This window comes from Microbacterium wangyouchuni, assembly GCF_051546305.1.
Classification (GTDB): domain Bacteria; phylum Actinomycetota; class Actinomycetes; order Actinomycetales; family Microbacteriaceae; genus Microbacterium.
In genome coordinates this window covers 634706-657478 of the sequence record NZ_JBPTMA010000002.1, presented here as the reverse complement: position 1 = coordinate 657478, position 22773 = coordinate 634706, and the positions used below count along the sequence as shown (strand labels likewise).

20 protein-coding genes are annotated in these 22773 nt (G+C 65.4%); 8 read left to right on the top strand and 12 right to left on the bottom strand.

Going from position 1 to position 22773, the window contains the following annotated elements:
• Positions 1-135 precede the first annotated feature (135 nt).
• Positions 136-801 (top strand): helix-turn-helix transcriptional regulator, encoded by a 666-nt coding sequence (locus tag ACSS7Z_RS06435; protein WP_438253649.1) that lies wholly within the window; start codon positions 136-138, stop codon positions 799-801.
• Positions 802-825: 24 nt separating this feature from the next.
• Here the strand turns inward: ACSS7Z_RS06435 and ACSS7Z_RS06430 are convergent, their stop codons facing one another.
• Positions 826-1698 (bottom strand): alanyl-tRNA editing protein, encoded by an 873-nt coding sequence (locus ACSS7Z_RS06430; RefSeq protein ID WP_438253648.1) that lies wholly within the window; start codon positions 1696-1698, stop codon positions 826-828.
• Between the two features lie 19 nt (positions 1699-1717).
• Positions 1718-2848 carry a flavodoxin-dependent (E)-4-hydroxy-3-methylbut-2-enyl-diphosphate synthase gene (gene ispG, locus ACSS7Z_RS06425; RefSeq protein WP_438253713.1) on the bottom strand — a complete coding sequence of 377 codons (1131 nt, stop codon included), beginning with the start codon at positions 2846-2848 and terminating at the stop codon, positions 1718-1720.
• 214 nt (positions 2849-3062) lie between these two features.
• Between ispG and ACSS7Z_RS06420 the strand changes: the two genes are divergently transcribed.
• On the top strand, positions 3063-4952 hold the full coding sequence (locus ACSS7Z_RS06420; RefSeq protein WP_438253647.1) for an anthranilate synthase family protein: 1890 nt from the start codon (positions 3063-3065) through the stop codon (positions 4950-4952).
• 25 nt (positions 4953-4977) lie between these two features.
• On the opposite strand, the gene ACSS7Z_RS06415 is transcribed toward ACSS7Z_RS06420, so the two are convergent.
• Entirely contained in the window at positions 4978-6546 is a 1569-nt protein-coding gene (locus tag ACSS7Z_RS06415) for an HNH endonuclease signature motif containing protein (RefSeq protein ID WP_438253646.1), read from the bottom strand.
• A gap of 142 nt (positions 6547-6688) precedes the next feature.
• Complete coding sequence (locus ACSS7Z_RS06410; RefSeq protein ID WP_438253645.1) at positions 6689-7999, bottom strand: M50 family metallopeptidase; 1311 nt, start codon at positions 7997-7999, stop codon at positions 6689-6691.
• Positions 8000-8051: 52 nt separating this feature from the next.
• Here ACSS7Z_RS06410 and ACSS7Z_RS06405 point away from each other — a divergent pair, with 52 nt between their 5' ends.
• The 3 genes from ACSS7Z_RS06405 (at position 8052) to ACSS7Z_RS06395 (ending at position 11102) form a co-directional block, all read left to right on the top strand.
• A complete protein-coding gene (locus ACSS7Z_RS06405; protein WP_438253644.1) occupies positions 8052-8672 on the top strand; it encodes a hypothetical protein in 621 nt (206 codons plus the stop codon).
• Positions 8673-8746: 74 nt separating this feature from the next.
• Complete coding sequence (locus ACSS7Z_RS06400; RefSeq protein WP_438253643.1) at positions 8747-9388, top strand: YcnI family copper-binding membrane protein; 642 nt, start codon at positions 8747-8749, stop codon at positions 9386-9388.
• A gap of 97 nt (positions 9389-9485) precedes the next feature.
• Entirely contained in the window at positions 9486-11102 is a 1617-nt protein-coding gene (locus tag ACSS7Z_RS06395; protein ID WP_438253642.1) for a Mur ligase family protein, read from the top strand.
• A gap of 2 nt (positions 11103-11104) precedes the next feature.
• Here the strand turns inward: ACSS7Z_RS06395 and dxr are convergent, their stop codons facing one another.
• Together dxr and ACSS7Z_RS06385 are read right to left on the bottom strand one after the other, a co-directional pair.
• Positions 11105-12187 carry a 1-deoxy-D-xylulose-5-phosphate reductoisomerase gene (gene dxr, locus ACSS7Z_RS06390; protein WP_438253641.1) on the bottom strand — a complete coding sequence of 361 codons (1083 nt, stop codon included), beginning with the start codon at positions 12185-12187 and terminating at the stop codon, positions 11105-11107.
• Positions 12188-12235: 48 nt separating this feature from the next.
• The gene (locus ACSS7Z_RS06385) at positions 12236-13189 is read right to left on the bottom strand and encodes an FKBP-type peptidyl-prolyl cis-trans isomerase (RefSeq protein ID WP_438253640.1); all 954 of its coding nucleotides are present in this window, start codon (positions 13187-13189) and stop codon (positions 12236-12238) included.
• Between the two features lie 147 nt (positions 13190-13336).
• Between ACSS7Z_RS06385 and ACSS7Z_RS06380 the strand changes: the two genes are divergently transcribed.
• Complete coding sequence (locus tag ACSS7Z_RS06380; RefSeq protein WP_438253639.1) at positions 13337-14128, top strand: lysophospholipid acyltransferase family protein; 792 nt, start codon at positions 13337-13339, stop codon at positions 14126-14128.
• Here the strand turns inward: ACSS7Z_RS06380 and ACSS7Z_RS06375 are convergent.
• Positions 14097-14603, bottom strand: coding sequence for an OsmC family protein (locus ACSS7Z_RS06375; RefSeq protein WP_438253638.1), 507 nt, complete (start codon positions 14601-14603; stop codon positions 14097-14099). The genes ACSS7Z_RS06380 and ACSS7Z_RS06375 overlap by 32 nt on opposite strands.
• A 61-nt stretch (positions 14604-14664) precedes the next feature.
• On the opposite strand from ACSS7Z_RS06375, the gene ACSS7Z_RS06370 reads away from it, so the two are divergent.
• Together ACSS7Z_RS06370 and ald are read left to right on the top strand one after the other, a co-directional pair.
• Entirely contained in the window at positions 14665-15660 is a 996-nt protein-coding gene (locus ACSS7Z_RS06370; RefSeq protein WP_438253637.1) for an asparaginase, read from the top strand.
• A gap of 54 nt (positions 15661-15714) precedes the next feature.
• Complete coding sequence (gene ald / locus ACSS7Z_RS06365; RefSeq protein WP_438253636.1) at positions 15715-16827, top strand: alanine dehydrogenase; 1113 nt, start codon at positions 15715-15717, stop codon at positions 16825-16827.
• Between the two features lie 3 nt (positions 16828-16830).
• Here the strand turns inward: ald and ACSS7Z_RS06360 are convergent, their stop codons facing one another.
• The 5 genes from ACSS7Z_RS06360 to ACSS7Z_RS06340 form a co-directional block, all read right to left on the bottom strand.
• On the bottom strand, positions 16831-19635 hold the full coding sequence (locus ACSS7Z_RS06360) for an FtsK/SpoIIIE domain-containing protein (RefSeq protein WP_438253635.1): 2805 nt from the start codon (positions 19633-19635) through the stop codon (positions 16831-16833).
• 69 nt (positions 19636-19704) lie between these two features.
• Positions 19705-20550, bottom strand: coding sequence for a PP2C family protein-serine/threonine phosphatase (locus ACSS7Z_RS06355; RefSeq protein ID WP_438253634.1), 846 nt, complete (start codon positions 20548-20550; stop codon positions 19705-19707).
• A gap of 195 nt (positions 20551-20745) precedes the next feature.
• A complete protein-coding gene (locus ACSS7Z_RS06350) occupies positions 20746-21561 on the bottom strand; it encodes a DUF5684 domain-containing protein (protein WP_438253633.1) in 816 nt (271 codons plus the stop codon).
• 95 nt (positions 21562-21656) lie between these two features.
• Positions 21657-22403, bottom strand: a complete 747-nt coding sequence (locus tag ACSS7Z_RS06345) for a YaaA family protein (protein ID WP_438253632.1) — start codon at positions 22401-22403, stop codon at positions 21657-21659.
• A gap of 93 nt (positions 22404-22496) precedes the next feature.
• On the bottom strand, positions 22497-22772 hold the full coding sequence (locus tag ACSS7Z_RS06340) for a F0F1 ATP synthase subunit epsilon (RefSeq protein WP_438253631.1): 276 nt from the start codon (positions 22770-22772) through the stop codon (positions 22497-22499).
• Position 22773 lies beyond the last annotated feature (1 nt).

Sequence of the window (22773 nt, the reverse complement as noted above, 5' to 3'; positions counted from 1 at the left end):
AGAGGCGTGATTTGACGGCTGAGAACTGATTCGGACATCTTTGCCCACCGATCTACAAATAATTTGAATTAGTTTTAGAGTGGCACTCTGATCGGGTTTCGTCAAGGTAGCCTGGTTTTAGAAAGGATCTCTACGATGAACCCGACCGATCACCAGGGCAATCTGGACGAACTCGCCCTGCTCGCGGACGAGATCCGACGACGGCTGTACGAGTTCATCGCTGCACGCGGTGACAGCGTCACACGCGAAGAGGTCGCGACCGCCATCGGTATCAGCCGCAGTCTGGCCGCTTACCACCTCGACCGGCTTGCCCATGCCGGCCTGTTGGAAGTCACCTTCGCGCGCTCGAACGGCAAAACCGGCCCGGGCTCCGGTCGTCCCGCCAAACGCTATTCGCGCAGCCAGCTGGAGCTCACGATCAACGTTCCTCCTCGCAACTACAGCCTGCTGGCAAAGCTCTTGGCCACGGCCGCCGATGCTGCGCCCTCGGGCGAGTTCCGCGCGGCTCTTTCTTCAGCTTCCGCCCAGGAGGGCGCCGCGCTGGGCGCGCAGACCGGAGACATCTCGACCGCCCTCACCACCGCTGGGTTCGAGCCGATCCTCACGGAAAATCAGGATCTCATCCTGCGCAACTGCCCCTTCCACAGCGTGGCGCAGGAACACAGCGATCTTGCCTGCAACCTCAACCACGCGTTCATCCGAGGCGCTCTCGAGGGCGTTCTCGCTGATCCTGACCGCGCCGAACTCTCCCCCGGCTGCGGCCGTTGCTGCGTCGTCATCCACGCGGATGCGCCGGTGTGAGCGCGCTGTCCTGGATGCCCTCCGTCAACCGCCGACCGCAGGCACGACCGTGGTCGTCATGATGAGCAGCTGAGGATCAGCAAGATCCAGCGTGACAACAATGGCGGAGCACTCCTGCAGTGATCGCACGTGCGTACCGCCGCAGAGGATCACGGCATCTCCCTCGGGAAGAGCGCATCGCCAGCGACGCCGATCGATGATCGCCGCGCCGTCCGATTGGATCTCGCTCATCGCTCCAGAGTCCACCCATGCCGCCAGTTGCGCGTTGATGTGCCCCTCGCGCGACGTCAGCGTCGCCGAGAAGGTCTCGGAGTCGAAGCCTGCTTTGCGCAGACTCTTACCGAGCCGGTATTCATCGATGCTGCCGTCTTCATGAATGCGGCTCGATTGATTCGCGCGACCCTCGAAATCCGGATTTCCCAGAGCATCAGAACCCGGATCCTTGCGCCACAGATCAGCAACGGCGAGGTCCAGCGCCATCGAGGCCAAGTGGCATGCTGTGTGCCCGCGACTCAGAGCGGCGCGGCGGGCACGATCCACCTCCAGCACCACTCCCGCTCCCGGCGACAACCAGGCCGGGGCATCCGGTAATTCGATGCGATGTCCGACCAGCCACGTCCACCCCTCGGCACCGCGCTTGACGGGAATATCCTCGCCGACGGCAAGAGTCCCGTCGTCGCTCGCAGCCGCCATCATCGATCCGATGACGGGCACCGACTCCTCACCGACTCGAATCACTCCGATATCGCCCGGCTGATCGGGCCAGGTGTGATCGACGGGATGAAAGGGCGTCTCGTCCACGACAATCACCGCTCCGTGCGGCGAAGGCGCGATTCGCACCACCGTTCCGACCCCACTGGTGGCGCCTATCGGAAAGGTGACGATCGTGGAAGACATGAATGTGGCCGATCGTTGACTACGCGGTGATCACCTGAGCGGTACCGGGCTTGGCGTCCGGTCCCATTTCATCGGCGATGCGTTTGGCCTCTTCGATCAGCGTCTTGACGATGTCCGCCTCCGGGACGGTCTTGATGACCTCACCCTTGACGAAGATCTGGCCCTTGCCGTTGCCCGAAGCCACGCCCAGGTCTGCGTCACGCGCTTCACCCGGCCCGTTCACAACACAGCCCATCACCGCGACGCGCAGCGGCACGGTCATGTCTTTGAGCCCCTCGGTCACGCTGTCAGCGAGAGTGTAAACATCGACCTGCGCCCGTCCGCACGACGGGCAGGAGACGATCTCCAGTTTGCGCTCACGCAAATTGAGCGACTGCAGAATCTGGTGTCCGACCTTCACTTCTTCCGCTGGCGGCGCAGACAGCGAGACACGGATCGTGTCGCCGATACCCTCTGACAGCAGAATGCCAAACGCCGTCGCCGACTTGATCGTGCCTTGGAAAGCAGGTCCGGCCTCGGTCACCCCCAGGTGGAGCGGCCAGTCGCCTTGCTCGGAGAGCTGGCGGTAGGCCTTCACCATCACGATGGGATCGTTGTGCTTCACCGAGATCTTGAAGTCATGGAAGTCATGCTCTTCGAAAAGCGAGGCTTCCCAAACCGCGCTCTCCACGAGCGCTTCAGCCGTCGCGCGTCCGTGCTTCTGCAGAATCCGCTTGTCCAGCGAGCCAGCATTCACACCGATGCGAAGTGACACACCAGCGGCCTTGGCGGCAGCCGCGATCTGACCGACGTTGCCGTCGAACTCCCGAATATTGCCGGGGTTCACTCGCACCGCACCGCAGCCGGCATCGATCGCCGAGTAGATGTAGCGCGGCTGGAAGTGAATATCGGCAATCACCGGAATCTGACTCTTCATCGCGATGATCTTCAGTGCGTCCGCGTCATCCTGGTGCGGCACAGCCACGCGTACGATCTCGCAGCCAGAGGCGGTCAGCTCCGCGATCTGCTGAAGGGTTCCGTTGATGTCAGTCGTCTTCGTCGTCGTCATCGACTGGACGCTGATCGGCGCATCACCGCCGACCAGAACCTTGCCGACCCGAATCTGACGGGTCTTACGACGAGGGCTCAACAGTTCGGGGAGACGCGGCATCCCAAGATTCACGGCAGGCACACCTCCAGATTACGCGCACCTGATCAACACTGGCTGGAAGCGACGCGCGCTGCGCTGTGGTAGTTTCAGCCCATGCGTACAACCACCTGGTGGCCCGCCTTCTAGGCGGTGTGTTCGCGTTCCCTCGAATCCAGACCGCCTCCGGGGCGGTCTTTTTAGTGGCCCGAGCCGGAGCCCTGCACAGGAGACCTCGATGACTGACCCCGCAGCCCTGCTCTCTGCCCTGGCGCGAGACGCCGAGGCATCCTTCGTGCTCATCGCCCGCGACGGAGTACAGAGCGTCGAACTGCTCACCGGCGAGATCGACGATGTCGACCTCCTCGCCGACATCCCCCTTCTCATCGACGGCACACCGCGTGAAGTGTTCGCGATGGTCCCCTACCGCCAAGTGCGTGAACGCGGATTCGAAGCAGAGGATGACGGCACACCACTGCGCTGCCTGCTCGTCGATGAGCACCGGCACCTTCCGCTCGGCGATGTGCTCTCCGCACTTCCCGACGCACCGGTCCCCCTGCGCAACTCCGGGTTCGACATCGCCGACGAAGACTACGCCGAGGTCGTCGAGCGCGTCATCGCCGATGAGATCGGACGCGGAGAAGGCGCAAACTTCGTCATCCGCCGCGACTACACCGCAACGGTCGACGCCGATGAGCGCATCGCCGCCCTCACGTGGTTCCGCGCTCTGCTCGAGCATGAGCGCGGCGCCTACTGGACATTCGCCGTCATCACTCCCGGCCACATCGCGGTCGGAGCGAGCCCAGAAGCTCACGTCGTCGCGCGCGACGGCATCGTCACGATGAATCCGATCTCCGGCACGTTCCGTCACCCCGCTGGCGGTGCTACGAAAGAGACGCTCATTGACTTCCTCTCCTCCACGAAGGAGACCGAGGAGCTGTTCATGGTGGTCGATGAAGAGTTGAAGATGATGAGCGCGGTCTGCTCGGACGGCGGGCGGATCACGGGGCCGCACCTCAAGCAGATGTCGCGTCTGACGCACACCGAATACATGCTGCGGGGGCGCAGCCGCCTCGACCCGCGCGACATCCTCCGCGAGACGATGTTTGCTCCGACCGTTACCGGCTCCCCCATGCAGAACGCGTGCGCTGTGATCCGCCGACATGAGACGAAGCCGCGCGGCTACTACTCCGGCGTCGCTGCCCTCTTCACTCCCAACGACGACGGCGGCCATGACGTCGACGCGCCGATCCTCATCCGCACCGTATACCTGGAGAATGGGCAGCTGCGCGTGCCGGTCGGTGCAACGCTCGTGCGCCACTCTGATCCCTATGGCGAGGTCAGCGAGACCCACGGCAAGGCGGCAGGCGTGCTCGGGGCGATCGGAGCGATACCCCGTGACACGGTCGCGGCAGCGAAGGCTGATCCGGACGAGCCGTCGCCCGAAGCTTCTCTCGCCGACGACCCTGAGGTCGCCGAGCTGCTCGCTTCCCGTAATTCACGCCTTGCGGAGTTCTGGCTGAACCCGCAGGAAGACGGATCAACAGGGCCGTTCGCCGGCCGCAGCGCCCTCGTCGTCGATGCGGAAGACCGCTTCACGACGATGCTCGCCCACCAGCTGCACCACCTCGGGCTGGATGCGAGGATCGTCGCGTGGGACCAGGTCACTGATGCCGACATCGATGGTGCCGATCTCCTCGTCGCAGGCCCCGGCCCCGGTGACCCACGAGACGCGTCAACGCCGCGGATCGCCCGCATGCGCGAGGCCGTGGCACAGCGGCTCGAGCACCACAAGCCGCTGCTTGCCGTTTGCCTGAGCCATCAGATCCTCGCCGACAGCCTCGGCATCGACCTGACCCCGCTGGACGCACCGCACCAGGGCCTGCAGAAGGTCGTACCGGTGTTCGGCGAAGATGCGTCGATCGGGTTTTACAACACCTTCACTGCTCGGGTATCCCCCGGTACGACCACGGCAGGTTCGGCCGAGGTGTCGGCGGATCCGAGTAGCGGCGACGTCTACGCGCTGCGGGGCGAAGGCTTCGCCAGCGTGCAGGGACACCTGGAGTCGATCCTCTCGCGTGACGGCATCCGCACGCTGGAGCGACTCATCACCGCGGCATTCGCCTGAAATCTCCGCGGCACGGCAAGGACGGTCACCAGCTACTCCACGCGACATCGCGTTGTCGTTCGCGTTCGTTGTCAAGAGTTTCGTCGACGGCTTCGTAGTTCAGGTGTGGAGATCGCCATTTGCCGAACGGATCCCACCAGTGCGGTCCGCGAATCTCGGGACGACCGGCGCGCATGCGAACCTCCCAGATGTTCTCATCGAGGGTGCGATGGTGATGCCAACACAGGGGTACCCCGTTGTCGGTGTGCGTCGGCCCGCCTTGGGCATGGTCGATCACATGATGAATTTCACACCATTCCGCGCGGATCGCGCACCCGGGGATCAAACATTTGCGGTCGCGGAGCACGATCGCGCGCCTCTGCCGAACGTTGAAGATCCGGGCGGACGTGCCAATCCCGACGATTGCCCCGTTCTCATCGAACAGCACCCGCTGCACCCCGCCCGCGCACGCGGCATGGTCAGCGGCGCCGAGGGGAACGGTGTAGCCGGCGCCTTCGATCGTGGCGCGCCCGGTGCGGTTCATGAAGTCTTCCGCTCGGACGGACACGACCAGCGTCGGCGCCGCGCCACCGGAAGCCGGCATGCCACCTGAGGCCGCAGTGACCATCAGGATCGTCGCGAATGCGTCATGGTGTCGCTGTGCATGGGTACGAAGATCGGCGGATTCCACCGGTGGACACGTCGCCCGATGCGTAGGTAGCCCGTCAGCCCGCATATCGGCACCATCGTTAGCGGCCGGCGCAGTGTCCGCGCCGGCATCCGGCCCATTATCCGAGGGGCGGAAGTGCACACGACCCCCGGCGTTTGGTTCGCCGTCGATCTTGGGGTTCATCTGGGCATCGAGAAGCTTCTGCAACTGTGCGGCGACCTCTGGCAGCAGCTCCCCCCGCACCGGGACAGATCCACCGCGCAGCTTGCCGATCGTGAAGTGCCGGCGTCGCTTACCCGCCCGATCGTCGTCTGGCTCAGGCCCGTCTGGATCGAGACGGGCAATGATGTGCGCGGTCAGTCCGGCGAGCTCCTCCGTCGTTGGCGCCGGAGCACGCTCCCCCGCAGCATCCGCCGCATCGCCTGCGGCTTCCACGTCGATTCCGCGTGCGCATCGTGCGAGTAAGGCGTCTGCGGCCAGCCGGTCTGCGGTCTCGATCCGCGCTGCATTCTGCAGCGGAACCACACATGCCAGGTACCCGATCAGTGACAGCTCACCGTCGGCCAGTGCTGCCGATAGCTCGGGGAACGCGCCGGGCAGCAACTCCCCCGAAGTGATGCTCAGATCCCGGTGCATCGCGGTTGCCGCCGTCACATAGCGGCGCGCGGCATATCCGTCTACGCGCAACGCCCTCCGCAGCAGCTCGACCGCGTCTCGGCATCCGGCTCGCGTCGACAGCCTCGTCACTCGCTCGCCCTGATCCCGCTGCACCACCCGATCGGTGGCCGAGACGATCGCACCGTCGATCCGGCGTTGAATCCGCCCCAGCGTCTGCAGCGCCGTCACCAGCTCGCCATCAGTGACCAGCCGCACATCCTCGCCCGCAGCGAGAGCATCGGCAAGGTGCCGATCGATCTGCTGGAGCTGTTCTGCAAGGAATGTCATACCCCCATTCAACAGGGGGCCACCGACATTGATGCGACATAAAACCACCTGATCAGGAGCTATTCACGAACTGTGGATAACTCCCCCAAATCAGGAACCTGTGGAGAAAGAGTGCGCCGGCGGTTGCATCGAACCACGGGAATTATTGGAACAGGTTGATCGGATTCACGACGTCGGCGATCATCAGCAGCGCCCCCATGCCGATCAGCACCACCGCGACGACCACAGTCAGCGGCACGAGCTGTGTCGCATCGACCGGCGCCGGTGGTGGACGACGCCACAGCTTCGCCCACGCACGACGGATGCCATCCCACAGAGCGACCGCGATATGTCCGCCATCCAGCGGCAGCAGCGGGATGAGGTTGAAGACAAACAGGGCGATGTTCAATGAGCCGAGCAGACTCAGCAGAACCACGAAGCGGTCCAGCACCGGTGCATCTGTCGCCGCGACCTCGCCGGCAAGACGACCAACGCCAACCACGCTGAGTGGTCCGTTGGGATCACGCTCGGTGCCCGTGACCAGCGACACACCGACATCCCACAGCTTCACCGGCAGTGCGACCACCAGGTTCGCCACGCGCGCCACATTCTCGCCAGCCATTACCGCGCCCGCGCCGATCGGCTGCGGCACCAACCCCATCTGGGCGCCCATGCCGACGTAACCGACCCGCGCCACAATCGGCTGCCCGTCGGCGTCGAGTCGCGGCTGACCCGAAGCGTTCGTCAGCGTGCGCTCAGCGGCGATCGGAGTCAGCGCCAAGGACACATCCGCCCCATCCCGCGAGACGACGAGATCCAGCGTCTCACCCGGAGCCGCCTGCACGATCTGGGTCGCCTCGTCGAACGTGGAGACGGGGGTTCCGTCCAACGACACCAGTACGTCTCCGGGCAGGATGCCAGCATCCGCTGCCGGCGATGCCGGGTCGCCGGGCTGGCATTCCGTCTGAGATGTCCCCGCCGGAAGCACGCATTCCGTAACCGAGGCAATGGTCGTGGTGCCCTGTTGCAGGCCGATTCCGGATGCCAGCACGGTGAAGATCACGACGGCGAGGATCAGGTTCATCAGCGGTCCGCCGAGCATGATGATGATTCGCTTGCACATCGACAGCCGGTAGAAGACGCGCTCCTCCGCGCCTTCGGCGATCGTCTCGTCGTTCGCTGCGCGCGCGTCCTGCACGAGTGCACGGAAGAGGCCGCGCGCCGGCTTTCCCTCGGATGCCGGATACATGCCCGACATCGAGATGAATCCGCCCACCGGCAGAGCTTTGAACCCGTACTCGGTCTCGCCGATCCGCTTCGACCAGAGCCTGGGACCGAAGCCGATCATGTACTGTCCCACGCGCACGCCGAACAGCTTCGCGGGGACGAGGTGACCGACCTCGTGCAGCCCGATCGATAGGCCGAGTCCGACCAGCATGAATAGAATGCCGGCGACATAGAGCAGGATTTCCACATGCCAACGGTACTGTGCGCGAACTAGGAATCCGCCGCATAGGCTAAGAGATGTGACCCCTCGGCAGCTGCGTCTCCTCCGCGGAGCTGCCGCATCGTCGATGTCGACCATCATCGCCGCGGTCTCGCACACGATCGGCGGAGGATCACCCCCTCAGCCGTTGCTCGTCCTCGCCCTCAGCATCCTGCTAACACCTCTCGCGGCGTTCCTCGTGGGGCGAACCCTCAACGTGACGAAGCTGAGCGCGACAGTGGCACTCGCGCAGGCGGCATTCCACGTGCTGTTCGTCGCGCTCGGCGCGGCGCTTCGACCGGGAACGAACACAGCCCAGAACAGCCAGCACGCTCACCATGGCCATCACCTGGTGCTGGGATCGATCACTTCATCCATCGCCCCCGATGATTCGATGCTCGGCGCTCACGTCCTCGCGGCCGCCCTTACCGTCGTCCTGCTGTGGCGGGGCGAGCGAATCCTCAGCTTCATCGCACGCTGGGTGCGCGCCGCGCTTGTCCGATGGTTACCTCGGCTGCACGGCGAGTGGCCAGCCCCGTGCGCGCACGCTGCCGCGGCGCCGCGTCCCAACCACCAACTCTGGGCCAGCGACCTCTCGTTGCGAGGACCACCTGTCTGTCTCCGCGGCCCTTCGCCCGCAGATGTGATCATCGCCGTCTGACGGCACCCTCGCGGCATCGCGCTCATCGGCGCGCCCGCATGCAGAGACGACTCTGCAGATCCATTGGAGAAACCATGCTTGAAACCACTCGACCCCGCACCACCCGCCGCGCCGCCATCGTGACGGCCCTCGCCGCCGGGATCGTTCTACTCGCCCCCACCGCAGCCCACGCACACGTCGGAGTAATGCCCGATGCAATCGACGAGGGTGGCTCAGCGGTACTGACGTTCTCTTTCACGCACGGCTGTGAGAATTCGCCTACGACCGCCCTGCGGATCACGATGCCGGAGGGACTCGCATCCGTTGCTCCCACAGTCGACCCGAGCTGGGACATCGCGGTGGAGCGCGCCGACGACGGCCTGGTCTCTGCCGTCACATACACGGCGCTCTCGCCGATTCCCGGCGAGATGCGCGGAGCAGCCAGCATGGCTGTGCAGCTGATGCAGGAAGCGCCGGAGTCGCTCGCGTTTCCCGTAGAACAGCAGTGTGAGAGCGGAGTCAACGAATGGGTTGAGATCGCGGACGCGGGCATCGACCCGCACGACCTCGATTCACCAGCACCCGTGGTCACTGTCGTATCCGGCGAAGCGGCGGCAGAAGCACCGGCTGAAGCAACGGCCGAGTCACCGCTGCCTATCGCGTTCGGTGTCGGGGGCCTGGTGGCTGCTCTCGCAGCACTGACGGTCGCTGTGCTCGCGTACCGGCGTTCATCCTGACGCCTCTTCTGCGCGTCTGACAGCGCCCCGAAGGGACGTGCCGACGCTTGTGCGTCGCCACGTCCCTGACAGTTGCGCGTGAGATCATAGAAGGGCTATGTCGACCACTCAGCCCAGTCTTCCGCCCGTGCTCCGACCTGCCGCTCCGCCAAAGCGGGCGCTGACGGATCTCGCCGCCCGCTTCGCCACCGCCACCCGCGGTGAACTTGCCGGTGTCACCCTTTCCGGAATCACCCTCGCCACCGCCGATCTCCGCGCCGGCGAGGCTTTCGTCGCAATCCGTGGCGTCAACAAGCACGGTGCGGAGTTCGCCGTAGCAGCAGCCCAGAAGGGCGCCGTCGCCGTCATCACTGACGCGGCCGGTGCTGAGATCGCGGCCGCTTCCGGGCTCCCCATCATCATCGTCGATGACCCGCGCGGCGTCCTGGGCGCCCTCAGCGCCTGGGTGTACGGCACCGGCGCCGATGACACGCTTCCACTGCTGTTCGCCGCCACCGGAACCAACGGCAAGACCAGCGTCTCCCATCTGCTGGAGGGCATCCTCCGCCAGATCGAGGTTGTCACCGGGCTCTCCTCCACCGCAGAGCGCCACATCGCCGGCGACGTCATCGTCTCCCGACTCACAACGCCCGAGGCATCCGAGATGCACGCTCTGCTCGCGCTGATGCGTGAGCGCGACGTCGAGGCCGTCGCGGTAGAAGTCAGCGCCCAGGCGCTGTCACGTCACCGCGTCGACGGCATCGTTTTCGATGTCGCCGGCTTCACAAACCTCAGCCATGATCACCTCGACGATTATGCCGACATGCAGGAGTATTTCGCGGCGAAGCTCGCCCTGTTCCGCCCCGATCGTGCCCGGCGTGCCGTGATCTGCCTGGATTCGCCGTCCGGCGCCGATGTCGTCGCGGCCTCAGAGATACCCGTCGTCACTGTCGGCACCCCCGCAATCGCGGCCGATGCCGAGGCCGCGGCGGCCGCCGACTGGGTTGTCACGATCGACGAGGAACGCCAGCGCGGCACCCGTTTCACGATGACGGGTCCCCAGGGTCGATCCCTCACCACGGTTGTTCCCGTCATCGGCCCGCACATGGCATCCAACGCGGCCCTCGCGATCGCGATGCTGCTGGAAGGCGGGTACGCCTGGGAACGCATCAAGTCGGCGCTTGAGCGCGACGGCCAGATCAACGCCTATCTTCCCGGCCGCACCGAGCTGGTCTCCGGCGACAGCGGCCCCGCGGTATTCGTCGATTTCGGACACACCCCTGACGCCTTTGTGAAGACCCTCGCCGCCGTTCGCCGCGTCACGCCCGGTCGTACCCTGATGCTCTTCGGCGCAGACGGCGACCGCGACGCGACGAAACGGCTCGATATGGGACGAACAGCTGTCGAGGGCAGCGACATCCTCGTCATCACCGACCACCATCCGCGGTTCGAAGATCCGCAGTCGATTCGTGCGACGCTCATCGAGGGCGCACGTAACGCGCAGCCGGATGCCGAGATCCACGAGTATTCCCCGCCAGAAACGGCGATCGTTGCCGCGGTCGCCCTGGTCGGTGACGGTGACGCGATCCTGTGGGCAGGGCCTGGGCATCAGGATTACCGTGACGTCCGCGGTGTGCGCACGCCGTATTCGGCACGCGAACTCGCCCGCCGCGCGCTGCGTGATGCCGGCTGGTCCGTGCCGGAGCCGCACTGGCCGGTGCCGTACGCGGACTGACCTCAGCGCGTGCCGATGAACTGATCTGCCGTTGCGCGAGCCCACGCTTCCGCCTCAGCAAGAGACTCCACGGTCAACTGATCAGGTGAATCGTGCGCATCCACGACGCGGGTGATCGTGTCGACGATGCCGAGGAACGACAGCCGTCCTTCGTGGAAGGCGTCCACGGCCTGCTCGTTGGCAGCATTAAAGACCGCGGGGAAGGTCCGACCCGCACGGCCGACCTGTTTCGCGAGTGCAACAGCGGGGAACGCCTCATCATCGAGCGGCTCGAAGTCCCAGCTGCTCGCCTGCGTCCAATCCAGTGGACGCCCCACCCCACCGATTCGATGTGGCCAGTCCAGCGCGAGCGAGATCGGCAGACGCATGTCGGGCGGCGATGCCTGGGCGATTGTTGACCCGTCGATGAACTCGACCATCGAGTGCACGATCGACTGCGGGTGCACGACAACCTGAATGTCGTCGTAGTCGACGTCGAAGAGCAGGCGCGCCTCGATCACCTCGAGGCCCTTATTGACCAGTGTCGCCGAGTTCGTTGTCACGACGCGGCCCATATTCCAGGTGGGGTGCGCGAGTGCTTCCGCCGGAGTGACATCGTTCATCTGCCGGCGGGTGCGTCCGCGGAATGGCCCCCCGGATGCTGTGACCACGAGCCTGCGGATCTCGGCGTGCGTGCCGGAGCGCAGCGCCTGAGCGAGGGCCGAGTGTTCGGAATCGACCGGAACAATCTGCCCCTCTTTGGCCGCCGCGGTGACCAGCTCGCCGCCGACGATCAGCGACTCCTTGTTCGCGAGCGCGAGCGTGCGGCCAGCCTGGAGCGCCGCCAGCGTCGAGCCGAGCCCGATCGATCCGGTGATCGCGTTCAGCACCACATCTGCGTCGACATCGCGGACGAGCTGTTCGGCCTGCTCCGCACCGAGCGCGGTGTCATCGACGTGGAACTGCTCGGCCTGCTGAGCGAGAAGCTCGGCGTTGCTGCCGGCAGCAAGTCCCACCAGCTCGAACCGCCGCGGATTGGCCCGGATGACGTCAAGGGCCTGTGTGCCGATGGAACCAGTAGAGCCCAGAACGATGATGCGACGCATATCGTCAGCCTATGCCCCGGCGTCGAATCCGGAGCACTCACGGGTACGTTATGCAGCCGCCGGGTGCATCGTGGCGAGGATATCGATCACGAAGACGAGGGTCTGTCCGGCGAGCTCGTGCTCGGTCTCGCCTTCCTCGCCGTACGCCAGCGCCGGAGGAATGACGACGAGCACCTGGGAGCCGACCTTCTGACCCTCGAGTGCCTCGACGAAGCCCTCGACGTAGGTGTTTCCCTGAATCTGGATCGGTGCGCCGTTCTCCCACGACGAATCGAACGTCTCTGCGGTGTTCCAGCTCACGCCGTGGTACTGCAGGAGCGATGTGTCCCCGGCCGTAACCGCAGCACCGTCGCCCTCCTTGAGCACCGCGATCTGCAGCTCGGTGGGTGCCTCGCCCTCAGGGATCTCGACGGAGGGGACACCGTCCTCATCGAGCGTGACGGCGGGCAGGCCTTCGGTAGGCTCCTGCTCCTCACCCCAGGCCGCCGTGGGCACCACGTCGAGCACATCGAGAATGTAGTACTGGGCAGCGGCTTCTTCGGTCGTCGGGAAGACGATCGACAGGCGCGATCCCGCACTCGCGCAGCCGATGAGCTGGCCGAGCGGCGCATCCGCTGTCAATGCCGCGGGAAGCAGTTCACCGTCGGTGTAGCCGGCATCGCCGATACGATCACCGCTGTCACCGTCGAAGGCGCTGAGCGCGTAGCTGACGTAGTCACCCTCGGAAATCTTTGCGCCATCGCCGTCCGAAAGCACAGTGCGCTGTGCTTCTTCAACCTTCTGGCCGAGCTCGAACTTCGCTTCCGAGGCCGTGCCGAAGTCACCCTCAACGGTGACATCATCCGATGCGGCGCCGGACTCGACCGTGGCCGAGCACAGGTCGGTCGCCGTCGTCTCGGAGTCCTTGTCCTGTCCGGTGGCACCCTCGGTACCCGCACAACCGGCGAGAAGCAGGGTGGCTGCAATGGTGGTGGACACGGCGATGAGTGAGCGGTTGCGCACAGTAAGACCTCAAAATCTTCTGGAGGGACATCTCATACTGTCGTATTCGCCTTTGCCCTCGCTGAGAAGCTGCTCCGTCGATCTCCTCTGACACGCGCGGACGGCTGCATTCCCGCGGTGGCATGCGCCCGGGAGTAGCCTGATCTGATGACCTCTGAGCAGTCGCCCTCCCCCGAGTCGGCCGTCGAACCGACCGGGACGCGAGCCGCAGAGGAGTCGGAGACGCCACGCCACGCAGGCGGAATCTATGCTTTCGGCCGTGCGCTCGCGCGAATCATCTACCGCCCGCACGTCTTCGGACGCGAGAAGGTTCCGGCCACCGGCCCCGTGATCTTCGCCAGTAACCACCTCTCGTTCATCGACTCGATCGCGATCCCCGTGGCAGCGCCTCGTCCCGTGCATTTCCTGGCCAAGTCCACGTATTTCGAAGGGACCGGCGTGAAGGGGACGATGATGCGCCGTTTCTTCCAGTCGATCGGCGCGATCCCGGTCCGTCGCGGCGCCGGTCAAGCCGCATTGAACGCCCTGGACCAGCAGCGGCAGCTGCTTGACGAGGGTCTCGCCGTCGCGCTGTATCCGGAGGGGACCCGCTCCCGGGACGGGCGCCTGTACAAGGGCCGCACCGGCGTGGCGTTTCTCGCACTGCAGACTGGCGCGCCGGTTGTCCCCGTCGGGCTCGTCGACACCGACACCGTCATGCCGCAGGACGCGAAGATGCCCTCGCTGAAAAAGCGCGTCACCGTTCGCTTCGGCGATCCGATCGATGTCTCGGTGCATGGCCCAGCCTCCAGCGGCAGGGCCCGGCGACTGGCCACGGATCAGATCATGTCCGCGATTCACGCCCTCAGCGGTCAGGAACTCGCCGGTGTCTACAACGAACCGCCGGCCCAGAGCACGATCGAAAAGATCAAGCAGGCTCTCCCGCACGAACGGCGCTAGCCGAACCAGCCGTAACTGTCGCTTCATGGCGAACCGGGAAATTCACCGAGTTCGCGATGAAGCACATCCGATGAGCGTCCGCGTGCGCGCGCTCGGCGGCGCCGATCATCGAGGCATCGGCCACGATGACCTGCGGCCGCAAAAGCACCTCGGTGAACGCGCCCCCGCTCCTGCCATCCTCGGTCATCACCCCCGTAGCGCTGTCGCGGTACGAAACCACCACGACGCCGGCTGACACGCAGGCGTGCAGATACGACAGCAGATGGCATTCCGACAGCGCCGCAAGCAGCAGGTCCTCCGGATTCCACCGCTCGGGGTCGCCGCGAAAAGGTTTGTCGGCGGAGGCCAGCAGCAGAGGCTTCCCATCGACACGAATGCTGACATCACGCGAGTAGTCCCGATAGCCACTCGTGCCGGTGCCGAGATTTCCATCCCACGTGGCGGTGAGGGCGTAGTGGTGTTCCCCGATCTTCATCGCGCCAGTCTGACACGGTGCGCCACCGGGATGGGAAAACCGGACGCACTAGGCTTGTGGGGTGCTGGAGACTCTTACTGTGGCGGATGCTGTTGAACTTGCCGTTGTCGAAAGAAGCGGATTCGTCGAATCACGCCATGCGGGAGCGGCAATCGTGCTCTCGCCTGACGGCGATGTGGTGCGAACGCTCGGCAATCCGGACGCGCTGATCCTCCCCCGCTCGAGTTTGAAGCCGCTCCAGGCAGTTGCCTGCGTCACCGCGGGTGCAGATCTCACCGGTGTCGAACTGGCCATGTCGACGGCCAGTCACACCGGTACGGACCGTCACGCCGACGTCGTGCGGGAAATTCTCACCGCCGGCGGCCTCACAGAGGATGACCTCGCGTGCCCGCCGGCTTGGCCGAGCGACACGCGCAGCCGCGATGAGCTTGTTCGCGAGCACGGGCAGCCCGCCCGCATCCGCATGAACTGCTCGGGAAAGCACGCTGCCATGCTGCGTGCGTGTGTCGCCACTGGCTGGCCGACTGCGGGTTATCTGGATGCCGCGCACCCGCTGCAGCTGCATATCCGTGAGGTCGTCGAGCGCCTCACCGGCGAGAAGATCGCCCACACGTCGGTCGACGGATGCGGGGCCCCCGTACACGCAATCACTCTTGCGGGTCTGGCTCGCGGCATCCACCGTATCGGCACCGCGTCCGAGCGTTCGCCCTTTGCGCTGCACCGCGTCGCCGGCACCCTGGTTCGCGCCGTCAAGGAGAACCCCTGGACGATCCAGGGCCCAGGGACGGCAGACACCATCGCGATTGAGACGCTCGGCGTCTTCACTAAGGGCGGCGCCGAGGGGATCATGGTGATGGTCGCCCCCAATGGCGCGACTGTCGCTCTGAAAATGCTCGACGGCTCTTCTCGCGCATCGACGATCGTCGCGGCAACGTTGCTGGCTCGGGCAGGCGCACTCAGCGATGCCGATGTCGCCACGTTGATCGCTGCGCTCCCCCTCGCCGTGCATGGCGGGGGCAGCGACGTCGGGACGATCCGTCCTGGCGCCGATATCTGAGGCCCCGACCCGGGGCTCTGAATCCCTCACCCTCGAGGGCGAACAGGAGCAATGATGAGAATCGGCGTCCCCACCGAGGTCAAGAACAACGAGTACCGTGTCGCGCTGACCCCTGCCGGTGTGCATGATCTGGTGCGCTCGGGCCACGAGGTCTTCGTACAGGTCGGCGCCGGTGTCGGATCTTCCATGCCCGATGCCGAGTACGCCGAGGCGGGCGCGACACTCCTGGGCGACGCATCCGACGTCTGGGCGAACGCCGAGCTCGTCCTGAAGGTCAAAGAGCCCATCGAATCCGAGTACGTTCATCTTCGCGAAGACCTGACGCTTTTCGCGTACCTGCATCTTGCCGCCGATCGCGCTCTGACACAGCGTCTCGTGGCCGAACGGGTCACCGCCATCGCGTACGAGACGGTGCAGCTGCCCGGCGGCGGATTGCCGCTTCTCGCTCCGATGAGCGAGGTTGCCGGGCGGCTGGCCCCGCTGGTCGGTGCCAACACGCTGATGCGCTCGAACGGCGGCCTCGGGTTGCTGATGTCCGGAGTTCCCGGAACACGCCCAGCGACCGTGACCATCATCGGCGGCGGTGTCGCCGGTGCGAACGCCGCTGTGATCGCCAGCGGGATGGGCGCCGACGTCACGATCTTCGACACCAACATCGCGCGACTGCGGATGCTGGATGACCACTTCGCCGGACGTGTGAAGACGGCCGCCTCCAACCCGCTGGATCTGCGCAGTGCCGTACTCGCCTCCGACCTGGTGATCGGCTCGGTGCTGATTCCCGGCGCCCGCGCACCCAAGCTCGTCACGAATGAGATGGTGTCGCAGATGCGCCCCGGCAGCGTCCTGGTGGACATCGCTGTCGATCAGGGTGGTTGCTTCGAGGACACCCGTCCCACCACGCACGACGATCCGACCTTCGCCGTGCACGACACCGTCTTTTATTGCGTAGCCAACATGCCCGGCGCCGTTCCCAATACGTCGACCTCAGCGCTCACCAATGCGACTCTCCCCTATATTCGCCAGATCGCGAGCCGGGGCTGGCGAGAGGCCCTTCGATCGGATGCCGCGCTGGCTGCCGGGCTCAACACCACCGGCGGAGCTGTAGTCAACGAGAGCGTCGCTGTTTCGCACGGCTGGGACTCCCAGCCGCTCGCGTCGGCGCTGTGACGCTCAGACGGCGCTGAGCCCGGGAACGACCACCCGACGTGGTGAGGAGCCGTCGTGCAGCGCCCAGGCACGAGCCATATGGGTTTCGGCGTACGGCGGCAGCTCACGGCATCCGGCGAGAGAGCGTAATTCACTCGCGCACTCGGCGAGGATCAGCATCTCCCCCTCGCTGCGGACACGCTGCCACTGGGCGAACTGACGCTGCCAGCTTTCCGCGTCTCCAACCAGCACCGTCGGGGTTGACGGAGACGACATCATTAGTGTGGATGAGTGATCCGTTGCCTGCTCCGCGAGACGGTCAACGACCGGACGCACATCGCAGTCCGGAAAGGCGCTGCGCAGCGCCTCGGTCACACGGCGCACCGCGGGCGCGACGACCCCGACGATTCCTGCCGCCGGCGACCACAGCGAATCAGTGCCCGCCTCGGGGGCTGGTGCGTGACCGTGAGCGGGCTCCGGCTGCACCCAAGCGATCTGCACCTCCCGCTCGTCGATGCGGCCGCGCCCGGCCGGACGGTCACGGTGGTAGCCGTCGTTGTCGCCGCCGGCGGCGAGGTGCTCCATCTTGGTACTCATCCGCAGCAGCAGGCGCTGCGGTAGCGCATCGACGACGCGAGAGATCTGACCGGATCCGCGCCCCGTCGCGATCACAACGGTGCAACCGCGCGCGGCAGATGAGCGCACCAGCTTCTCGAAGCGTTCGATAAACACCTGCGCATACTCAACCGGAAATGATGCGGTCAACTGGTCCAGGTCATCGCACAGGACGAGTCTCGGAGGCGCAGCATCCCCCTCGCTCAGCGCCGTCAGGGCATCCCAGGCCCGTTCGGAGTCTGCGGGAATCAGCATGGCATGTGGGCTCTGGGCTGACAGAAGCCGGAGGATGCTCGACCGGCCGGAGCCGCTTCCTCCGATAACGGCGAGCCCTCGATCGGTTCCGGGCCGCAGCAGCATCGGCGACTGCCGTTGCCGTTCTGGTTCGTCGATGAGCCCCACCAGCAGCGCGTCCGGTGCATCGTGGGAAGGAGTCAGCTCATCCAACGCGAGCATCTTCGGCAGCGGCGGCAGCCAAGGACTCGCCGGCTCGGCAGCCCCCGCCCACCGCGAGGCAGCGGCGCGCAGATCGTCCGCCCCGGTCAGCGCGATGCGCACGGCGAAAGCATCCGAATCTTGCGGACGCCGAATGAAAGCCAGGCCTCGGGATGCTGCGCCACCGGGGAGGTCGGCAGCGTCGTCGGAGCCGATCACCAGCCGGCTGTCCGCGGCTTCCGTCACTCTCAGGCTCACGCGCAGCGGACAGTTCGCCGCCAGCGCGTCTTTGATCACACCGGCCGCGCGCTGCGTGCCAAGGATCAGATGCATCCCCAAAGCCCGTCCGCGCGCCGCGATGTCGGTGAAGACGGCACCGAGATCCGGGTGCTCCTGCAGCAGCGCCGCGAACTCGTCGACCACGATCACCAGGCGAGCCAGTCTGCCACCGGCTTCGGTGACGTTTCGAGCGCCGAGCTCTGCGAGGATGGCCTCGCGGCGCCGGAGTTCCGCGGTCAGGCTCTCCACACCGCGTCTGGCGCCCTCCTCATCAAGATCGGTCATCACCGCGGCCACATGCGGCAGCGCTCGCAGCGGATCAAATGCCGTACCGCCCTTGAAATCCGCCAGAACGAATGCCAGCGTGTCCGGATCGTGCGCGGCAGCCATCGCCGCGATCCAGGTGACCAGCAGTTCGCTCTTTCCCGAGCCGGTCATACCTGTGACGATCGCATGCGGGCCGTCCTCAACGAGATCGAGGAACACGTCAGCGTTCTCGGTGCGGCCGACCGCGGCACGGAGCCCCGGCGCATCGTCGTGCGGCGGCGGTCGCAGTTGTGCCAAGGCCACACTGTCGGGCAGCTGGGCAACATCGCCCTCGCGATCCAGACTCGCGACCGCGAGAGCCTGGGCTTGCGCCATCGAAAGGCATTCCACCACGATCTCTTCGATACCCGCGGTGGTACGCAGCCGCCCACGTTGGGGGCGTGTGCAGTCGATCACCGTCGTGATGCCCTCTGGCACGTCTGCGTCAGAATCGCATACCCACACGTGCGCAGCTGCATCTGGGGAGTCTCCGTCGCCGAGCATCACAGCGATCCGCCAGGCACCACGGCGGGGTGGACCGGCGTGCGGAAACCGCCCGAGTCCCAGCGGCCTGAGTCCGTCGCCGAGCAGCGCGAGCTGTGACGGGGAAAAGCGCAAGCACAGCTGCACCAGAAGAGCCCGCGCCGCGGCGGAGGCGAGAGGCAGCGGTCCGTGAAAGCAGACACCGCGCCGCATCGGGACGACCACCGGAACATCCTCGAGGTTCGCCGCCCGCTCGCGAAAGGCTCGCGCACGCTCGCTGTCGTCGCCGGTGACTCGCAATGCACTGGGGCGCGTGCCGGAGCCGACGACGAGCGCGGTGGTGTCGTCGATCGGTTGCAGATCACGCAGGGGCGGGTCCAGAATGCTCGCAGCCGCATCAGGGTGATTTCGCCGAAGTTCGCGCCGCTCCCGCAACTGCCGACGCCCCAGGTCCTGCTCGACGCGCCGCCAGGCAGCAACTGCGTCTTCGTCCGCGATGCGGCGATCACGACGCTTCGTGCGCAACCCGTCCAGCAGCGATGCCCCAATCATCAGCGGCCCCAGGGCTGCGAAGCACAGCGAGAAGATCGAACCGGTGATCAACCACAGCACGACGCCAGCGGCGATCGGCACGACAGCCGCCAACACCGGAATGGGCTGTTTGCGAGGCTCTGCGGCCGCGGGCGGCAGCATGATGGGTTCGAGGTCCATGCACCCATTGCACGACACCCGAACCGCGCAGAAGCCGTTATCCACAGCCTTCTGAGGTTATTTTCTCAACTACTCCGGTGTGGAGGAAGACTCATCGATCGTGCTGATCTTCGCTGTTTCGGCATCATCCGCAGAAACAGCGCCGCCCGTACGCTCGACCTTGACGATGATCAGCGTGACGTTGTCTCGCCCGCCATTTTCCAAAGCCGCTGCGAGCATCGCGTCGACAGCCTTTGCCGGATCCGATTCCTCGCGCAGGAAATGCTGAATGCCGTAATCGGTGAGCTCTTTCGTCAGTCCGTCCGAGCAGATCACAAAACGATCGCCGTCGAGCACCTCGATGCCCAGGTAATCCGGGGGTGTAAGTTCACTGGCACCGACTGCGCGTGTGATCACGTTGCTGTACGGGTGCCCGTCAGCCTCTTCTGGGCTGAGGCGCCCGGAACTGATCAGCTCCTGAACCACAGAATGATCTGTCGTCACCTGCACAAGTCGCTCATCACGCAGCAGGTAGACCCGCGAGTCGCCGATGTTCAGCGACACCCATCGAGGTTCATCCATTGCCGCATCGAAGAACACTCCGGTCAGAGTGGTGCCCGTGCCCTCGTCAGTGGTGTCCGGATGCGAGGCGATGTCCGCGACGGCGAGCTCAAGCGCCTTCTCGATTGTTGCGGTGGCGACTGTGCCGCCATCGACAATCTCTTGCAGCCGCGCGATCGTGCTCTGGCTGGCGATCTCGCCGCCGGCATGACCGCCCATACCATCAGCGACGACGAACAGCGGGAACTCGGCGAGGTACGCGTCCTGATTATTGTCACGCCGGTGGCCGGTGTCTGTGATTGCAGCCCAGTGCAGAATCACATCGTCATCATCGGTAACGCCAACGCGATACGTCTGCGTGGTCGTCTCAGACAAAGAAAGCCTCCGGGGTGAACGCGGCGAGTCGGGTGGCCGCAGGATACTCACACATCGTACTGGAACTGCGAAGCGTACGTTGTTCGGGACTGCGACGTGACCATGGGTTAACGCTATCGGAGTATCCGCCACGCAAGACGCAGGACTCTCGAACAAAGTCGAGAGTCCTGCGTCTCACGCTCTGAAGCGGTTAGCTCATCGAGCCGGCGGCTGCGTCGGATCCGCCGGCGGTGCCGGAGGCATCGGGGGTGCCGGCGGCGTCGTCGGAGGCTGCGGCGGGTCAGCCGGCGGCGGCGTCACGGGAGGAATGCCGGGAGCAGCAGCGGGAGGAGCCGAGGGCGGCGGCTGATATCCCGGCGCTGCAGGTGGCTGATATCCAGGAGCGGCGGGCTGCTGGTAGCCAGGAGCGGCCGGCGGCTGGTAGCCAGGAGCGGCCGGCGGCTGGTAGCCAGGAGCAGCACCGTATCCAGGAGCAGCACCGTAAGCGGGCGGAACCTGACCTGACGACTGCGCGGGGACGGCAACCCACTGGGTGCGGTCGCCAAAGAAAGCGTTAGCAGCCCAGGGAGCGGGAGGGATCTGCGTGTTCCAACGCGACTTGTCGAAGGCGTTGATTCCGAGCCAGACGATCGACAAGAAGATGTAGAGAACGACCCAGGCGCCCTCCTTCTGCAGCTTCTGGCCAACGCGGTAAGCCGCCAGAACCATCAGAACGGCCGCAGCGAGAATAATGATCTGTCCGATAACCGGAATCCAGCCCAGCACCGCAGATGCACCGATGCCGTACAGGATCAGCCAGGGGCTCATGTCGCCGAGCTTGAGGAAGATCATGCTGTTGTAGACCGGAACCCAGGCGCGCCACTTACCTTCGACGCCAGCCTTCTCGAAGATCTTCATCAGGAACAGCGACGACAACACGTAGCCAGCGACTGCGAACAGCAGACTGAGCAACACCGTGACGACGAGGATGCCCGCGGCCGCCCCTGTGGTGTCGTAGTAGTAAGAGTCCATTAGTCCCTCCAAGGAATGAGCAACGCATTCCACGTCGCGTCAATCACGATAGCGTGCCCGCGGGGCCGCTGCACGCATCATCGGCGTATGTCGGATCAGGAGTCGACGACAAGATCGAGCGCGATGCCATCGTCGCTCGGCCGGAAACGGAAGCCCCGCTCATCCCCCCAGGCGATGAGCGACTGCACGGAGCGTACCGACGGACGGGACTCAGCCAGCGCTCGAACGAGTTCGCCCTTGGCGTTCTTATTGAAGTGGTTGAGAGCGCGGCCGTGTTCGGTGACGACACGGACATAGGCGGATGCCGCACGCTGCGGCAGCGGACCGAGCGCGACGTAGGCCTCGCTGCGCAGGTCGAGGATGAACGCTGACTCCGCCATGGCCAGCGCGGCGGTGGTCGCGTCAGCCCAGAGCCTGCGCAGTGGTGGAACACCCGGCAGGGATGCACCTGCTGCCAGTCGATAGCTGGGAATAGCATCGAGCGCTGCGACCGGTCCGAACGGTGCGGAGTGAATCAGCACATGACGTCCGAGCCATGCGCGGGCATCAGCGTCCAGGCCGGCAGCGTCCACCGCGTCGTACAGCACACCGGTGTAGCGATCGATGGCGGGCAGAGTGGGTGCCGAGCGGAGGGCCGCGTTGTGCCCGATATCGCCGAGCTGGCGCTCGCTGAGCTTGAGCACCCGGCGGGCCTCGAGCGGTTCCGCAGCCAGCGTGACGAGTGCTTCTACACAGGCTTCACGCTGGTCCGTGAGCGCCGAGAGAGCGAGGGAGGGCAGCGATAGCGGTGATCCGTCGCCCCCGGCACGCTTCGTTTCGGAGGGGGGAAGCAGAATTTTCATGATGTCCAGACGCGAAAGCGCCCGCCCTCCGACAGTGTCAGGGACCGGGAACCGGTATGAGTCGAAGAGCGGACGCGTCCGTGATCAGTCAGTTCAGGCGATGAGGGCGGCGTTACCGGCGACGATCGTCACCTGGTTGCGATCCATCGACAGGAAACCATCCTGAGCGTTGGCGAGCACCTTCGTGCCGTTCAGCTCGGTGATGCGAACCTGGCCCTCGGCCAGGATGGCCAGAATCGGTTCGTGTCCTGGCATGATGCCGATCTCACCCTCAACGGTCTTGGCGACGACGAGCGTAGCCTCTCCCGTCCAGACCTCCGCGTCAGCGGAGACGAGGCTGACCTTCAGCGAGCTAGCGCCGAGTGCCATG

Excerpts from the sequence above, each read along its gene's own strand:
- ACSS7Z_RS06435 (WP_438253649.1), top strand. The coding sequence starts at position 136 with ATGAACCCGACCGATCACCAGGGCAATCTGGACGAACTCGCCCTGCTC.
- ACSS7Z_RS06400 (WP_438253643.1), top strand. The coding sequence starts at position 8,747 with ATGCTTGAAACCACTCGACCCCGCACCACCCGCCGCGCCGCCATCGTG.
- ACSS7Z_RS06360 (WP_438253635.1), bottom strand. The coding sequence starts at position 19,635 with ATGGACCTCGAACCCATCATGCTGCCGCCCGCGGCCGCAGAGCCTCGC.
- ACSS7Z_RS06380 (WP_438253639.1), top strand. The coding sequence starts at position 13,337 with ATGACCTCTGAGCAGTCGCCCTCCCCCGAGTCGGCCGTCGAACCGACC.
- ald (WP_438253636.1), top strand. The coding sequence starts at position 15,715 with ATGAGAATCGGCGTCCCCACCGAGGTCAAGAACAACGAGTACCGTGTC.
- ACSS7Z_RS06430 (WP_438253648.1), bottom strand. The coding sequence starts at position 1,698 with ATGTCTTCCACGATCGTCACCTTTCCGATAGGCGCCACCAGTGGGGTC.
- ispG (WP_438253713.1), bottom strand. The coding sequence starts at position 2,848 with ATGCCGCGTCTCCCCGAACTGTTGAGCCCTCGTCGTAAGACCCGTCAG.
- ACSS7Z_RS06420 (WP_438253647.1), top strand. The coding sequence starts at position 3,063 with ATGACTGACCCCGCAGCCCTGCTCTCTGCCCTGGCGCGAGACGCCGAG.
- ACSS7Z_RS06415 (WP_438253646.1), bottom strand. The coding sequence starts at position 6,546 with ATGACATTCCTTGCAGAACAGCTCCAGCAGATCGATCGGCACCTTGCC.
- ACSS7Z_RS06395 (WP_438253642.1), top strand. The coding sequence starts at position 9,486 with ATGTCGACCACTCAGCCCAGTCTTCCGCCCGTGCTCCGACCTGCCGCT.
- ACSS7Z_RS06350 (WP_438253633.1), bottom strand. The coding sequence starts at position 21,561 with ATGGACTCTTACTACTACGACACCACAGGGGCGGCCGCGGGCATCCTC.
- ACSS7Z_RS06340 (WP_438253631.1), bottom strand. The coding sequence starts at position 22,772 with ATGGCACTCGGCGCTAGCTCGCTGAAGGTCAGCCTCGTCTCCGCTGAC.
- ACSS7Z_RS06345 (WP_438253632.1), bottom strand. The coding sequence starts at position 22,403 with ATGAAAATTCTGCTTCCCCCCTCCGAAACGAAGCGTGCCGGGGGCGAC.
- dxr (WP_438253641.1), bottom strand. The coding sequence starts at position 12,187 with ATGCGTCGCATCATCGTTCTGGGCTCTACTGGTTCCATCGGCACACAG.
- ACSS7Z_RS06375 (WP_438253638.1), bottom strand. The coding sequence starts at position 14,603 with ATGAAGATCGGGGAACACCACTACGCCCTCACCGCCACGTGGGATGGA.